This window comes from Tumebacillus permanentifrigoris, from assembly GCF_003148565.1.
Lineage (GTDB): Bacteria > Bacillota > Bacilli > Tumebacillales > Tumebacillaceae > Tumebacillus > Tumebacillus permanentifrigoris.
In genome coordinates this window covers 1-16,521 of sequence record NZ_QGGL01000002.1, presented here as the reverse complement: position 1 = coordinate 16,521, position 16,521 = coordinate 1, and the positions used below count along the sequence as shown (strand labels likewise).

At 44.1% G+C, this 16,521-nt stretch carries 11 protein-coding genes; 9 read left to right on the top strand and 2 right to left on the bottom strand.

From position 1 onward, the window contains the following. Positions 1 to 43 precede the first annotated feature (43 nt). Positions 44 to 529, bottom strand: coding sequence for a hypothetical protein (locus C7459_RS02405; RefSeq protein ID WP_109685963.1), 486 nt, complete (start codon positions 527 to 529; stop codon positions 44 to 46). A 69-nt stretch (positions 530 to 598) separates the two neighbouring features. Beyond that, positions 599 to 1,870 carry a hypothetical protein gene (locus tag C7459_RS02400; RefSeq protein ID WP_109685961.1) on the bottom strand — a complete coding sequence of 424 codons (1,272 nt, stop codon included), beginning with the start codon at positions 1,868 to 1,870 and terminating at the stop codon, positions 599 to 601. 174 nt (positions 1,871 to 2,044) lie between these two features. Here C7459_RS02400 and C7459_RS02395 point away from each other — a divergent pair, with 174 nt between their 5' ends. The 9 genes from C7459_RS02395 to C7459_RS02350 all read left to right on the top strand — a co-directional run bounded on the left by C7459_RS02395 (position 2,045) and on the right by C7459_RS02350 (position 16,459). Continuing rightward, positions 2,045 to 4,264 carry a DUF4132 domain-containing protein gene (locus tag C7459_RS02395; protein WP_170119214.1) on the top strand — a complete coding sequence of 740 codons (2,220 nt, stop codon included), beginning with the start codon at positions 2,045 to 2,047 and terminating at the stop codon, positions 4,262 to 4,264. Positions 4,265 to 4,734: 470 nt separating this feature from the next. Then, the gene (locus C7459_RS02390; protein ID WP_109685957.1) at positions 4,735 to 5,781 is read left to right on the top strand and encodes a tyrosine-type recombinase/integrase; all 1,047 of its coding nucleotides are present in this window, start codon (positions 4,735 to 4,737) and stop codon (positions 5,779 to 5,781) included. 440 nt (positions 5,782 to 6,221) lie between these two features. After that, the gene (locus C7459_RS02385) at positions 6,222 to 7,979 is read left to right on the top strand and encodes a hypothetical protein (RefSeq protein ID WP_109685955.1); all 1,758 of its coding nucleotides are present in this window, start codon (positions 6,222 to 6,224) and stop codon (positions 7,977 to 7,979) included. A gap of 320 nt (positions 7,980 to 8,299) precedes the next feature. Beyond that, complete coding sequence (locus tag C7459_RS02380) at positions 8,300 to 9,259, top strand: restriction endonuclease (protein WP_109685953.1); 960 nt, start codon at positions 8,300 to 8,302, stop codon at positions 9,257 to 9,259. A 638-nt stretch (positions 9,260 to 9,897) separates the two neighbouring features. Continuing rightward, the gene (locus tag C7459_RS02375; protein WP_109685951.1) at positions 9,898 to 10,953 is read left to right on the top strand and encodes a YaaC family protein; all 1,056 of its coding nucleotides are present in this window, start codon (positions 9,898 to 9,900) and stop codon (positions 10,951 to 10,953) included. 986 nt (positions 10,954 to 11,939) lie between these two features. Next, positions 11,940 to 13,127 carry a helix-turn-helix domain-containing protein gene (locus tag C7459_RS02370; RefSeq protein ID WP_109685949.1) on the top strand — a complete coding sequence of 396 codons (1,188 nt, stop codon included), beginning with the start codon at positions 11,940 to 11,942 and terminating at the stop codon, positions 13,125 to 13,127. Between the two features lie 278 nt (positions 13,128 to 13,405). Further along, positions 13,406 to 14,707: a helix-turn-helix domain-containing protein gene (locus C7459_RS02365; RefSeq protein WP_342766653.1), complete on the top strand. Its 1,302-nt coding sequence runs from the start codon at positions 13,406 to 13,408 to the stop codon at positions 14,705 to 14,707. Beyond that, a complete protein-coding gene (locus tag C7459_RS02360) occupies positions 14,704 to 15,282 on the top strand; it encodes a hypothetical protein (protein WP_109685945.1) in 579 nt (192 codons plus the stop codon). Before C7459_RS02365 ends, C7459_RS02360 begins: the two co-directional genes overlap by 4 nt. 412 nt (positions 15,283 to 15,694) lie before the next feature. Next, positions 15,695 to 16,459, top strand: a complete 765-nt coding sequence (locus C7459_RS02350; protein ID WP_109685941.1) for a tyrosine-type recombinase/integrase — start codon at positions 15,695 to 15,697, stop codon at positions 16,457 to 16,459. Positions 16,460 to 16,521 lie beyond the last annotated feature (62 nt).

The window sequence follows — 16,521 nt, the reverse complement described above, 5'->3', positions numbered from 1 at the left end:
ATGCCAAAAACCGTCGGGACAAAAGTCCTGACGGTTTTTTTGCTCAGTAGGAGTTGGAATCTACTCTTAATACACTACCCTCGGGGTTTGCATAGGACTCAATTTGAATGGTGTACTTGTGGGATTGGTAGAGGATTGTCCACGTTTCGGTGTCGTGGGTCTTGGTCGTCTGATGGTTGTCTGCTAACGAGGTGAAGTAGGAGAGCAATTCGGGTTCAGATGCTGGGGTAAAATAACTTACTCCAGTTTCCGAGTAGCGGGCAATGAATGCCGTATTCGGTGGCAACGGAAGAGCGTTCGAACTGGAGAGGCTTTGATGGGATGCGGTTGGGTTCCAACGTGAATCGATTGACCAACGAAAGGCGGTGTTCGTTGCATAGACGTAGACACTGCTTACTGCACTAACGACAAGCAAGGTGAGGACAAGGAAGGCGAGCAACTTGATCCGTCGACCGGGTACATACCGACCTATCAAAATGTACAGAACGACAAGGAATGCGACAAGTGAAAGAAACTTTACGATGGTCATTGAATACCTCCTGGATGGATAGAAGGTAGGTATCTGGTGGATACCTACCTTCCATAAACTATTTTGAACTTACGGGTTGATATGCGTAAAACTTGCGTAAGGCCCGTTTGTCGAAGAGAATTCATCCCAATCGATATATCGGTTGCTGTAGGTATAACCATCGTAAACCTTAAAGAACTCTTTGTTGTTATCATACCAGTTACGGGAGTATGCATTGTAACCAACAACGACCACCGTATGATTTGTATAATAACCTGAATTGATGTTGCAAAGCAACGGACGTTTTCTGTCGATATCGTCAGTGATTGTCGACCATGTCCAAACATACACGGAGTTTGAACTTCCACTTGTATTCCCATATTTCCTCATAAGGTCAGTGGCGATACTTGAGATATTGAGTGGAGGGGTTCCACCTACAGCTGTATACCCATATTTATCGCTGGCAATTTTTTTAACGTCTGAGTAGAGGGTTGAGTTAGAAGAAGGTATGCTACTCATGATGCTGTTCGTCCGGTAATATTCGAAAATCGTTGTGAGTCCGACAAGCGTGCAGTTGTTGACATTCGGTTCAAAGTCACTTAACAAGTGCGCGTAAATGTTCGGTTGTAAGGTGCCATAGTATGCAGCCGTCCATCCACTTCCGTACTTATCGTTTACATAGGCTGTTGTGTCGGTAATGCCACCGTAACCGGAAGCATTGGAAGCAGTACCTGCAAAGCCCATATACGGAAGCAGGTTGAAATCGACAGTACGGATTTTGTTGAGGGCTTCCTTGTTATTATACAGTTTGTTGAGATTATGTTTAAATTGGTTTTTCAGTTTGTCGGGAGGAATTTTGACCGATTTTTTAGATAAATCATCTAGCCCGAATACTCCACCTCCATTTTTTACCGCATAGGTTAATGGAGCGACGTAGTAGGCCTTGTCAAATTGACCATCAGTGATACTGTTGAACAGCGGCGTGCCTTCATAGGCATATTCTTGGATCAGGTTTTGGTCACCCATTGCAGAAACGACGATGTAGCCATTGTCCGTCTCATTTTTGGTAAACTGTACGGCATAACCGGTCACAGTATCCTCTGCATCGTAAAGCGTGGTTACCTGTGCAATTCGTGTTTCGGAATTCCATATGCAATCTGGATTGGATTTGATGTTGTCTGCCATAAACCAAATGGCAAGTTTTGAGGCTTCCTGAAGCGTAATTTCCTTTTTTTCTGCAACGCTTTCTTTAGCAACAGGTGCGGATGTAGGGTTCTCTGCATAAGTAGGTGTTGAGACGAGCACGGAAAGGGAGGCGACGACTGACAGGGTAGCGATTGTTTTCCTGTATAAGTTTCCCATAGGTATAATTCCCTCCACATCAAAATTTTGGATGATTATGTAGATAAATTTACCGCGTGATATAAAATCATGCAATACGTAATTTAAGTACCGTAAATCATTCAGACATTGGAGGAGTAGGTGAATCGGAAACGAATAATGTACTGTTCAGAACGAGAAAGGTGGCACCATCGAATGAATCTTCCTGACTATTATATGGAATATGCGCTCCAGTGGTTGACAGCCTGCGGGGTTTCCGAGGACTTGCTGGAGCGCTGCCAAGACTATATTCTTCATCAAGGTGTGGCGGCTGACGTGTTGCCGTTGTTGCCGGAAAACGACCTGAGTGACGCGCAGTTTGAATCGGTTTGGCAGGAGATCGGGAACAGTTACTTTTTCCTCCGCACGCATAAACCCAATACATCACGCCTCTTCCAAATTCTCTACCGCATCGGCGGTGTGGCGATGTTGGAACCATTAGGGACCGCCTTGCGCGTGGAACGTGGGCAGATGCTCACCTTGATCTACGTCGAGGAGGGGGCGGCTTTTGCACCTGTGCTGCTGGACTATTTAGGGGATTCCTCACAAGCAGTCCGCGAGATCGCAGCCGAATTGCTCGCCAAGCACCGGGAGTTAGACGACCGACTGGCGGAGATGCTTTTTCACAAACTCAAACATGTGCGGGAAGCGGTGGCACAGACGATTTACATGTGGGGAGACGCCAAAGGTCGCGCACTGCTCGAACAAGCCTATGAGAAGGAGCGAAACCAAGGGGTGAAATACAACCTCGCCCTGTTCCTCGGCTACATCGCAGGCGAAGTTCGCAAGGACAGCGAAGCGTTGCCAGACATGAACTCCCTGCAGACCAAGGAGCAGATCGTCGAGTACTGCACGAGGCAACTGAAACGGATTCGCAAGCAATACCTGAACTGGCTCGACCTCGAACAGCTGCCGATCCTGCACTTTGCAGAGGATGGCGAAGCTGCGCCAGATGCGGTGCGTCAATATCTGATGATCTCCCTCGCGGAACAGACCCAGCCGGGACCGAATTTGGAAGCGAGCACGATCCATCGCTTTTTGCAGGAATCGGATGTGCAAGATCTGGCGCGGGCTACCTTCGAGGCATGGGTACAAGCGGAGTATGAGGCCAAGAAAAAATGGGTGATCACCCTCGCTGTCTTCTCCGGCGACAGTCAGTTGTTGCACCAGTTGGAGACGTTGGTCGAAGCATGGCCGAAACAAAAGCGTGGGGCATTGTCGAGCTACGCGTTGCGCGTGATGGCGCTGACCGGTGGGCAAGAGCCGTTGTTGCTGGTAAACACCTTCCGTCGGAAGTCGAAGATCAAGCTCGTGAAGGAAGGTGCAGAGGAATCATTTCTCGCAGCGGCTGGAGCGCTAGGTCTGGATGTGGACGGGTTAACCGATCGCATGGTGCCGACGCTTGGATTCGATGCGGCCGGAGAGCAAGTGTTGGACTATGGGACTCGCACATTCCGTTTGCGGTTGACGCCGACACTTGATCTGGTGGTTGTGGATGAGAGGGGCAAGCAGTTTAAGAACTTACCGAAGCCGAGTCAAAAAGACGACGAAGCGCAAGCGGAGGCGGCGAAGGAGTTTTTCAAAGCGTTGAAAAAGCAGTTGCGGGCGCTGTACAAGGCTCAGGCGGCGCGTTATGAACTGGCGATGGTCAAGGAACGCATGTGGACGCGTGAATTGTGGTCGAAGCTGTTCGTGGAGAACCCGATTCTGATGAAATTTGCCACCGCGTTGCTCTGGGGTTTGTATGAGGAGGGGGCGCTTCAGCAATCGTTCCGGTATCTAGCAGATGGGACATGCAGGACACTAGATGGCGCGACCTTCGAAGCACAGGAGGGGAGCGTGATCGGGCTGGTGCATCCGTTGGAGATCACGGAGGAGGAGCGGGTGCAGTGGCTACGGCAGTTTGAGGCGGATGAATTGAAGGCCCCGTTTGAGCAATTGAGTCGGCTCGTGTACCACATCACCGACGAGGAGAGGGCCGGAACTCAGATCGAACGGTATCATGGGGTGACGATCAGCAGTCATACGCTGTTCAACCGGCTGACCAAACTGGGCTGGTCGAAAGGATTGAATCAGGACGGTGGCGTCTACTTTGATTTTTACAAAGACGACCAGCGCCTGAGAGTCGGGGCGCAATTGGATCATCATGGCATCCGAACCGATTCCACGGACGAAGGGGCAGATGTGACCGTGACCACGCTCCGCTTCTACCGTGCGACGACGATCAAACGGGGGAGCTATCTGTCGGATGGGAACCCGGTGCAGAACTTGATACTGCCGGGCGATGTGCCGCCGCGTCTGTTTAGTGAGGTGCTGTATGAGGTGGAGCTGGCGTTGACGCATCCGGAGGTAGAACGTGTGGTGGTGACTTCTTGAATATGATCAAACAGCAGGCTTACGGGTATTCGTTAGGGGGGGGGATGTGGGCTTTTTAGTAAGGAAGACGCATTGGCGTGGTGTGATCAGGTGATCGGTACGGTACACATGCAGAACCGTCCTATTAGTTGATTGAAATCTCCCTGATGTCCGAGGCGAAAGCTGTTGATGTATCTACTGTTGAAGGATCATTTCGGGAACATTTGAGCCAACTTTTAGGGTAGTTCATAGAGAACAATCTTCCACAGCTCTGCATGTAGAGCACCACCTTGACATGGTGAGGGTCGCAGGTTCGAGTCCTGTTGATCGTATCACAATAGAAAACCTTGATCTATCAACGTTTCTCCTTCGGTTCCCTGAACAGTTTTTCCTTACAGGGTGTTGCTCCACTTTGTGACAGGGTGTGGCTACGAATGGACGTATTATGCGGACGCTCATCATTCAAGAAATTGGATGGGGGCGTTTTTTGTATGGATAAACGGATTGGTAAACGTAAGAAACAAACTCGCAGTGCTCATGAACTTGACGCTCTGTGCCTTGATACCCTGTTTGAACAGTTTATTCGAGCGAAGCTGGCAGAAGGCCGCTCCAAGCGAACGATTGACCAATATCGCGAGAACTACAAGTTCCTGCTTACCTACATCGACAGCAAAGGGATTGAGCGGACAGTAAACTCTTTGTCACCCGTTGTGATTCGTGACTACATCGTCTGGATGCTCCACGAAAAAGTGCGGTTTGAGGGTCATCAATTTGTGAATGAACAGTACAAGACAGTGGGATTATCTCCTGTTACCGTGAATACACGCCTCAAAACGTTGAGAGTATTCTTCGGCTTTCTGCATTCAGAGGATCATATTGAACACGATCCCATGAGGTTGGTTAAAAATGTCGAGGAAAATGAAAACGAGATTGTGATCCTCAAAGTGGAAGAATTGCAGCGACTCCTCGAAATTCCGTCTCAACGCCAATTTTGTGACTTTCGTGATTATGTGCTGATGAATCTGCTTCTCGACTCGTTTCTGAGGATTAACGAAGCCCTCTCGCTCAAAGTATCCGACATTGATCTGGAAGCAGGTATGGTGCTTGTACGAGGGGAGAACGCCAAGAATCGCAAGTCTCGCACGATTCCGATTCAGCAAAGTACAGCAAGCCTCCTGAAAGAGTTGATCGAGGAGAACAGGGAATTCAATGCGGACTTTGTGTTCCTCTCAAACTATGGGGAACAGATGACTGCAAATCACTTCCGTCACAGACTGAAAGAGTACGCGACCAAGGCAAACTTGACTTCTAAAGTTCATCCTCATCTATTCCGTCATACAGCGGCGACAATGTTTCTGGAAAATGGAGGAGACATTCGACATCTGCAAATGATGCTTGGTCATCGTGATCTGCGAATGGTGCTCCGATACACGCATTTGTCAAAGCAAGCTCTGAAAAAGCAACATGAGCAATATTCTCCTATCATTCAAATTCTGGAGAAGAAAACGTCAAGACGAAACATGAGGAAGAATGCTTAGTTTGTACTTGGAGTGGGTCAATTCGACCCGCTCTTTTTTCTTGTTCTGAGAAAGATATATAAAGTGAAAATATCATAGTGTGATAAATTATATTTAAAATAATTGTTTACAATTCGCGTGATAGAGAGTATCATCCTCTGTAGAGATACAATCTTTTGAAGGGTTACAAGTCAGACAATGTTAGATACTCCGTATCTAAATGTTCATAATCCGCGAACTCGCAATTATGTATTTTTGTCTTTTAGTGCGGAGAAAACAGGGCTCAAAAGCCATCTCACGGTCAACTCTATATAATATTAACAATGATAGTGTGAGATAGTTTTTTTCTGTGAGAATGTTGATAAAAAAATTGCGTGTGCGCAAAAATTTTACCAATTGTTCGTGGTGTTCGAACAACTTTGGCTGACTCGTAACCCGCCTCAACATGAAGGAGCAACGAGATGACGAACGAGGAATTACCAATCTTATTTCGAAATGATCCCTACGCCAAACATTACGGAAATCAGTACATCAAGAAAATGAAGTACTTGGAGGAAGTTGTCACATCCTATGAAACAGGAGAAACCAACTTTCTAGTCCTGAATTTCGAAGGTGGGTTGGGGAAATCGTTTCATCTCTTGAAGGTTCTAAATCAGTATTTGTCAGATCCGACATGGCAACGGAATGTGCTAGTCGTCAAGAAGTTCAAAGCAGAGATCGACAGGGCAGTTGATTATTTGAGCGGTCAAGGACAATGGAGTGTTCTTGGCATCACCGCTGATAATTGGACAGGAGATTGGGCTAGAAAGGCTGGAGAACTCCAAAACATTCGAGTTCTATTCATCACTCATGACAGGTATATGAAACTCTGTCTGAATGAGAAAGAGAGACACTACTTCACAGAAAATCGGCACGTACTAGTGATCGATGAGAAAGTGACATTCCCCATCTACACTTTCAAAAATTCCCTCTATAATTCGGTTCGGGGAGCATTCAACAGGTCGATCCAAGAAGTGTTTGATAGAGTGTGTGAACCTCTTCGTGACTGGCTTGATAAGTTCCAGGATTCCAAGAACCAGTGTTTTCAAGTGAGGGCAAAGTTCAAGCCTGAAATCGTGACTCAATTCAAGTCCATTGTGGAAGCGAACTGGTCAAGTACTCCTAAGAAAATGTGGGAAGATGTAGATTATTTCATCAAAGGGTTAGACGTGTGGTACGGCACTGTATGTGTATACAACGCAGGGAACATCTCCGGTGTCCACCCGCTTCATCGTCATTGGGGATTAGCAACTAATCTGATACTCGACGCATCTGCCAGTATTGATGGAGTCTACAAAATGAATCCGCGCAAATTTCAGATCATGAATCAAGGCTTGGTCATTGACCATGAGAAATGCAAATTCAATGTGTATAAATTCAATACGAGCAAGAGCAATATCCAACGAAATGAAGCTGAACTGTTCCCAGAGATCGCGAGAAAGATCAAGGAAACCTTGCAGCCCCACGAAAAATTGCTGATAATCTGCCACAAGAATTACGCCGCGAAACTGTGTGCCCATCTCGCCGCTGAGGAGATCGAGGATGTGCTCCTACATGAGAAAGATGTTGAGTATAGCGGTCAACAAGTGGTTATCAACTGGTACGGGAATATTGTCGGAAAGAATGACTACTCCAAGTTTCAAAAGTGTTGGCTGATCGGAACGCCTAATCTTCCGTTTGAGCAATACCTAGTCCATTACCAGCAATACTCATTCACGGGACTAGGACGAAAAGGGATGACCCTGCGTAATGGCCGTTTTGCTAATAAAAAGTACAAGACTGTACAGGTTGGATACATTGCCGCCGAGATGTATCAAGCATTGAAACGGATTCAACGTGTCGTGGAGCCGGAGGGGGAATTCAATATCGTATCGAATGATCCTGAGGTCGTGAAGCTGGTGTTGCACCGATTCAAAAACGTAGTTCACCGCGAGGAGTTTGAATTTGGTTTCAAGGAGAGGCAGGAGGCGGAGAAGGATGAAAATCGCAACAGGCGGGTGATTGAGCTTGCAAAATACTTTGAGTCCCTGCAAAAAGGAGTCTATTCGAAAAGGGAAATTCGCGAGGCGGTAGGAATCGATCAAGCACATTTTTCTGACTATCTAAAGAACGAGAGAATCGTTCGGCTGGTACAGAACAAAGTCATAACGATGACGTATAGGTCAATTGAACGACTATGAGGAAGCGAGATCGCCTCTATATGCCTATATACGCCGTTTTAGAAGTCGAGGGGTACATCTGTATACCCCTCTTTCTTTTTGTGCGTTACAGAAGAAATTTGAGGCTAAAGTTTGGTATAAAACTACTCTTTTATCGGGATGTCATAAGTTGGGTTACTGTCATCTTTTGAGGAGTATCGGTTACAATGGGAGGTTTCAGATTGAAGGTCTGTTATTCTCTTTTCTGATCTTAATATGTTGTCAAAAGGTAATCTTAGAAATATGATATAATCAAAGAAAAAACTAATAAAGATTTTGTATTATGAAAGGGGCAAACGAATATGGAAATTTATCACTACCCTCCAGACGTTTTGAATCTGCTTGTTGATACAATTCCTTTGTTAAATCGTTCCAAAATTCAAGTGCTTGATTTCTTTAGGAGTTGTGGGATACCCAATTCAATTTTGAACGATTTAACTAATCGAGTACGTACTAGCCCTGATACAATTACAAAATACGAAATAGCGAGGACGATATTAACTAGAATTAACGAAAAAGGTGATGAACTACTAAGAACAAGACGTGAAGTTGTCAGGCGAGTACATGAGTTTGAGAGTTTCTACCTTTGCTGGCCTGAAGACCAATTGAAAGCGAAAGGATTAGTTGCTGAAGTTCAAAGGGTAGTTAATGTTAAAGATTCGTTCACGAGGATGAAAAAAGCTCAGGAGATCGCAAACGAAAAGCATCGTAAAGAATATCAAGAAAAAGTGAAAGCAATCAAAGAGCGACGAGAAAGAATAGAGAACATCAAATTTGATATTTATAGTTTATTCGGTGTGAATGACCCTCAAAAAAGAGGGAAAGAACTGGAGGGAATCTTAAACAGATTGTTTAGAGAGTACAGTATTTTAGTAAAGGAATCATTTACTATTGTTGGCCAAAATGGAGAAGGGGTAATAGAACAAATAGACGGGGTAGTAGAACTTGACAACCACATATATCTGGTAGAAATGAAGTGGTGGAAAAATCCAATAGGCAGAGCGGAAGTTTCAGAACACTTGGTTCGAATATATAATCGCCAACAAGCCAGAGCCATAATAATATCAGTTTCAGATTTTACTGAACCTGCGGTAAGTGTATGTAGGGAAGCACTAGCAAACAAAGTAGTGATTTTGATGAATATTGAGGAATTGATAAATGTTTTGGAGAAAGATGTAGATTTTAAGGAGTTGCTGAGGAAAAAAGTACAGGCTGCAATCATTGAGAAGGAGCCATATTTTAAAGTTCAACAGGGGGATTGAGCCAAATTCATCTAAATCTGTTGGGAGTGGCATATTGCTACTCTCCTTTTTTTCGCTCTCTATTTGCCTTTCTAAGCGATTTTTATATTCAAGGGGTACTCATGCATAGCCCCTCGTTCATTTTTTCGTTGTGGGGCAAATTAGAGACTAAATAATTTCCCATAAAACTACAATTTTATCGGAAGGTCAGTCAATATAGATCGTCTTTTTGCTGGTCGATGCCTTGATCCGATGAAGGACATGGGGAGCTTCTTTCTTGCGTTGCAGTATTTAGAGGTGAGCGATGAGAAAATTGCAAAATAAACAACGTCACATTCTCTGATTTTCATCAAAACATTTTAGATCGGACGATGAAAACGAACAAAAGTTTTTGCACCCAAGAAATAAAAATACGCCCACTTTTCCAGATGAGCGTTTGATCTATATAGAATGGCCTCTATTTGCCTGTATAAGCCGCTTTAGAAGTCGGGGGAGTACATTTGTATGCCCCTCTTTCTTTTTGCACGTTACAGACGAAATTTGAGTATAATATGATTCCCATAAAACAAGATTTTTAAATGGTGGGGACAAGAGTCATTTTTATAGTAGAATAACAGAGAGGAGCGGTCTGAATATTATAAATCAAGGAGGAAATTGAAGTGTTTACTTGGTCTGAAAGTCCGTCGAAGGATATGTGGGAACATCTAAAGTTCCTTGGCAATAAGAACAACTGTATCAATTTGCTGAACGGAAGTATAAAATCTGAGAGGACTATTATCTACAACGAAACAAATGAATTCATGGAAAAAAAAGCAGATCAAATCGCTATGTGTATTAACCAAGCTTTTGAATATTTTGAAGCCGCAGACAAAGTTTCAATTAGAACCTCGCCAGTGCTTTTGTTCTATGGAATGCTTTCTCTTGCAAAGGCAGTTATTGTTGCTAATGAAAAAACTATATTTGTAGAAGATATCAATTATCATGGACTTCATACAAGGCCAAGAAATCAGTCATTACAGCAATATAAAAATGACAGAAATAGTTGGGAAATTGAAAAAGAATTTTCAGTAACAGATAAAGGTGTTTTTAAATATTTAACTAATATTTTCGATTCCTTTATGTTTCCTGACGGGTCTTTTATCTTTTTAAAAGATATGCTATCAGTCTGCCCTGAAGTGCACAATATTTACGAAAAATATTACGGGGAACCTGCTAGGATATTAGCTCTCTATAGCCTTGAGGAAAGTAATGATCCTAATTATAAAATGAAAATTTCAAGCTATTCAAATGATGCCTTTATTAGATTTCCCGAGATGACGGAACACTTTGATTTAGAGGCCGACTTGCTGCATGGAGTAGGTTACGTCTTTTCTTCCAAATCTACAGTCCAAACTAGACCAGACTATTTAGGTGTGTATGAGCCGTATGTAGGAGGTAGATATGTAGTAGGTGGATTAAAATTTTATAATGAGGTAGGTTTTGATACAAAATATTTAAGTCCTGTAACAATAGATTATTTAGCAATGCATACTCTAAGTATTGTTGCAAGATACAAACAAGATTTTTGGGGTTCTATTATTTCTGGCCATGATACAGGGAGTATAAGCTTGATATCGTTATATCTATCTGTAGTGAAAAGGAGATTTCCTAATGCAATATTAGAAAAAATGTTTGGCGAGGAATTTGGATACGGTATTGTTTCAAGATGGTTATGATAAGCAGTGATAATTTTTCATTTTAGTATTGCAGTGAAAATTACTATGAAACTATAATTTCATGGGGATTCAAATCAGAAGGGGCAAACGCCTCTTCTTTTTGTTTTGGGCAAGGGAATCGTCACTTTATGTGAGACATGTCCAATAGCTGGCGTTCCTGCCTGTCTATAGATTGACGGATCGAATGTCCAACGCAGAAAAATATTTTCGTATTTTTGATGGCTTGATACATCGTCTTGTGGTCAGCTTCTTCGTCAGTCCTTGGACAGCAGGCGTAATCAACTTGTGGTCAGTTGGATCGACACGTTTTTTGTCGAGGTGGTTTTGTGCAGACAATCGCGGCGAAGGAGTGTAGCGTTGAATGTGAGGAAATCCAGCGTTGCGAAGTTGCGGATCACAGTAACATGAGTAGTCGAAGCTGTGAATGACAGAATGAGAAAAATGGCATAAAAACACATCAATCTCCTTGCTCCTGTTATCTTCCGATTCCGATTAAACATACCTTTTTCGGGTGTGAAATTGCCTCTAAGACAAGGAAAATAAGCGTTCCCTCGATTGCTAAAAAATTGCAATTTTAGCGTGTCGATTGTGTTCACCATACGAAACTATTCAGACCATCTCAAAAACACTGTACAAGCCAAATAGGAGGCGAATAAATGGATTAGGGGAGCCTATAGCGGGCTTCCTTTTTTGTTGTTCGATCCGAATTTAACCAATCGCTGCAAATGCTTTCTACGCCATCTCGTAGGTCACAGACCATACGCCAAGCCCGTGCCCTACCTCAACTAGCCCGCCAAGTCTGAGAAGCTGAGAAGCTGAGACGAGCGTGTAGAAAGCGAAATACAAGACTGAACGAAATACTTGCTCCATTCAGAATTGTAGTAACGAATTGTATACATCTTATGTGAGTTTCGATATAATTGAAGCGGTATGTCATTTGATTAGCCATTAACCATTGAAGATAGATCGTTGACGGAGGGATTTACATGAGTACGATTGATCTTACAACTATGTCTGAGTTTGCGAAAATTCCCCTGCTCAGAAGAATAATTGAACTTTTGGAAGAACAGGAGGATAATCTTTCTAAGCGGTCGATTGCTAGTATGATTGGGGTTAATCGTGAAACTGTTCGTCTTCTCTTCAAGGAGAAGCGTCCAGTAACCCTAGATGTGTTGGAGAAGATTGCAAAGGGGCTAAGTATCACTGTTGATCGAATACGGCAATTGGATAGCATAAAAAGAGAGAAAGAACTTAATAAAGTTCTCACTGGAAACAAAAGAACGAGAGTCATGTTAATGCGTGCCCTTGATCTTGCAACGGAACTCGTTGAACTTTCACTAGGGGTTACAGAGAGAGGATACGCATTAAACAATCTCGGTCGTGTTCTATACGTACAGGGGGAATATAACAAGGCTCATGACATATGGCTCAGTGCGTTGGACTTCGCTAAAAGCATCCAGCGCGAACACAATGACTCTCAGCTCCTACACATCGTTACTGCAAACCTAATGTTGACTTACACCATTAGGAAGGAATACAGCAACATTGAATCAATTTTCCACATTGTAGAACAAGCATTTCCAGACCATCCCAAGGCAATGGGGCAATGCTTCTACACCAAAATGAAGATGGAGGAGGAACGTGGGAATCTTGAACTTGCCAGAGAGTATTCCTACAATTCTCTTGAACATTTTAGTAAAACCGATGATGATAAACAGATTGGAAAAGCATTCTTCAATGTGGCGTATTATGAATTTTTATTAGGAAGTTTTAAAAAATCTCTTAATCTACTATCTACATCCATTGAATATCTAAGGGATTTTGATGATTTGTTGATTCGCTGTGTCAAGGACTATGTTAAATGCTTGATGAAATTACGTGATCATGAAACTGCCATTCGAGTCGTTGAAGAATACTCTGAACTTGCAAGGGAATATCCAGAATATCGTGCAAAACTAAGAATCATGTACGCTGTAGCGAAGGATGACCCCTCCATTGCAGATTATGTTATGAAGGATACAAGTCTCAGCGTTAACACACGCTACATTGCAAGTAAATGTTTGTTGGAATATCACTACTCCAAAGGTGACTCTGACTCTGCGATGCGATACTATGAGATGGTACGTATCTTTTCAAGCACTAAAAGCGGGTATCTTGACGAGGAGGGGTTATGATGAAAAGGAAGTTAGTTTTGGGGCTATTACTGGTCGTCGTTGCAGGGATTGCGTTGGGGAAAACCACTATAACTTATAACGCTGGTACTATGCCACCAGAACCTTGGGGTATCATCTCGAACAAATAGCGTTAATTTTCTCCCTCGTCATTGACGAGGTTTTTTTGTTGTCGAAATTGTTGTCGAACTATTCATATTGACAGTTATATTTACAAACGAGCCACCTCGTAACATACGGGGTGGTTTATTGTGTTTGTATGAAATAACACAAAATCAGAGGTGTTTAATGTGGAAACTTTCGGTCAACGTCTCCGTCAACTACGGATGAAGAAAGGCTTGAATCAAATGCAATTAGCAGAAGGTATCGTCACACCGTCGATGATCTCCCAGATTGAATCCGACAAAGCCAAGCCTAGCTACCACGTCATTGGCAAGATCGCTGAGAAACTTGAGATCCCACTAGACGAGCTAATTGGGAACTTGGAAATGAACCTTGTCGTACTCAGCGAGTACAAATTGGCGAAAGGAATGCTGTCTGCTGGTGAATTTTCGGGTGCGCTGCCGTTTTTGCAAAATGTCATCCAAACGAACAATGGAAAGCTCGACCCCTTTGAAATCCGATATGACTATGCATTCTGTCTGCTTGGGCTGAATCAGTTTCGAGAAGCCGAAGAGTCGTTCCAGCAATTGTTAGACCACGCACAATCAAATAGCAGAAGACCTATCATGATCGTTCGTGTCTTTCATCAACTAGGACACCTCGAATTGAAGCGCAGACGATTTCAGATCGCAGAGCATTATTTGACAAATGCCCTCACTCAGATGCGTTCTTCTCATTTGAAGGACGTACATCTCCAATGCTCGTTGTTGCTGACGCTGGCGGAGATTCAACAAAAATCGGGTCAATTGAAACAAGCAGTTGTTACGCTTCAATTGGCCTTGCCGATCTTTGAGGAACGTGAGGACATTCAAGGACTGGGGAATCTCTATATGAAACTGGCTCAGTCCTCCCACGTAGCCGACCAGTACGAGCAAGCAACAGACTATGCCCAGCATGCGCAGTGGTGTTTCGAAGCGTTGAACAACAATAGTGAAAAGTTGACTCTTGAAGTGCGACTTGCAGTTCTTCAAGGGGAGATGGGGAACCGTGACAAAGCGATACATGCGTTAGAATCAATCGTGGAGGACTACCGAAGACTTCGACGGGATGAAGAAACGGGGAACACGATAACGGAGCTTGCGAAACTCTACCTAGCGGGCGACAAACTCGATCAAGCAGAGGAAGCATGTCAAACGGCTCGTAAACTTTTGCCAACCGTCCATTCCTACCAAGCATGGGTAGCCAGGATTCAAGCCGGTATCGCTCAGGCTCGAAATCAACATACAGTCGCGATCAAATATATGAAACAGGCGGCAGACTGCTTCAAACTCACCGATTGTCAGACTGAGTATGAGGAGACGATGCAAGAGCTATCTCACTTGTACGAGTCCCATGACGACTGTCAGAGTGCGTTACGTGTAATGCATGAGATGTGGTCATTCAACCGTCAAGCACGGGAGCAGAGAGGAATCGTGCTATGAGTCAGGTTGTATTGCCGAAGAACGTCAGCGAGTTTGTCCGTACTGATTCTGGTTCACACCTCCTCTTGTTACTATTGGAACATTCGTTCGGGCATACCCTCCAGCGGATTAATCCCGTTGAACGTGCAAATATGGCACGAGAATACGGGAACGACTCAACCGTAGAATTGGACTTGGAGTTACTTTTAGATCATCTCTCCTTGATTCGTGTGGTTAGCAATCTAAACAGTCGTGCAGAGGAAAGTCTAATCAACTATTGGTCATCGGACGACGGATCAATCTTTCTAGCTGATGCGAGACGTTACGTAGCCGATGCCTTGCGAGTCGCCCCACAGAAACACCCTGAACGTGGGAGAGCCTACAAGAACCTTGCTTATCTCCTGCTGGCACGGAACAAGACATATGCGGCCTGTGAACTCATCGGCAAGGCTATGGAGATATTCCAGCAGAACGGGCTGATGGAACAGATCGATGAACTTCTTGAAATGATCTCGAACCGAACAGAGATGGAGTGTAAAATGTTGCAGGAAAACATTGCAGCGGTACTTCGGGAGATGGAAGTTGAATTGTCATGAAGATTGATCCTGAATGGGTACGTTGGGGGAGAGGGCAGATAAACTCCGGCGTAGATCGAGGATACCTGTATCAGCATCGGCAGAAGTCCAAGCGGTGGAAGTGGAAAGGGATCGAGTTTGAAGCTCATACACCAATGAGAGCGATTGAGTTGTTGATGAGTCAACAGGTAGGATTGGAACATGGGGAACGGAGGATTGGTTAAGGGGCAACCGTAATGGTTGTCCTATTTCTTTAGGAACAGACGAATAAGTAGTAATTGCGTAGAAATATGTCGCAGAACTGTAATTCTGAGCTATAATAAAGATAGATCGGAACGGTCGAATGCGGGTTCGTGAGACCTATTTTTCAAAATAACGAGTAGAAAATATTGCGTAGAATTATTTATCCTACTTTTATCGGAGGAATACGACCATGTTACAGAGGTTCTTAGAGGAAGGTTTGAGAGGAAAGTCTGCATCTACGATCCGTACATATGAACATGCGATCAAGCAGTTTGAAGAGTGGTTGCAAGGAGCCGGTACGAATCTGGAGGAGTATTCCCGCTCGGATGTTCAGCAGTACATCGACTATCTAGCCAGCAAGAAGAAGACCGCTTCCACGATCAATAAGTTATGGAGCGCGATCAAGCTGTTTTCTAAGTGGTCAGGCAAGAAAGTCGCGATTGAGGATATTTCTGTTGTGAAGCAACCAGACATTAAGAAGCAAGCCCCTAAGTCTCTCGACACGAAGGAACGCAACCGTTTGATTCGGGAATTGGATCGAGAAGGTAGCACAAGAAATTATGCGATCCTCATGACGTTGATGATGAGTGGAATTCGGGTCGGTGAATTAGTGGAATTAGATATATCGGATGTGGAGATAAACGAACGAAGTGGGAGCCTGACTGTCAGATCGGGGAAGGGAAACAAGGAGCGGTCTATCCCATTGAATGTGGAGGCACGTAGAGCCATTCAGAAGTATCTGGATGAGCGATCAGATGATAATGAAGCTCTGTTCCTCAGTAACCGCCTAGAGAGGATTAGCGTTCGAAGCGTTCAGCACCTTCTAGGCCAGTACGATGTTCACCCTCACCAACTGAGACATACGTTCATACGTGGACTTGTGAAGGCGAATCAGGACATTGCAGTCATTCAGTCCATGAGTGTGTGGACAACGGTTGTAAAATCTCCAATATAAACGGTTGAAAATTCCCCACTTCCAACGAATAGTCTCTCCGAGAGGAGAGAGATTTCATGGTC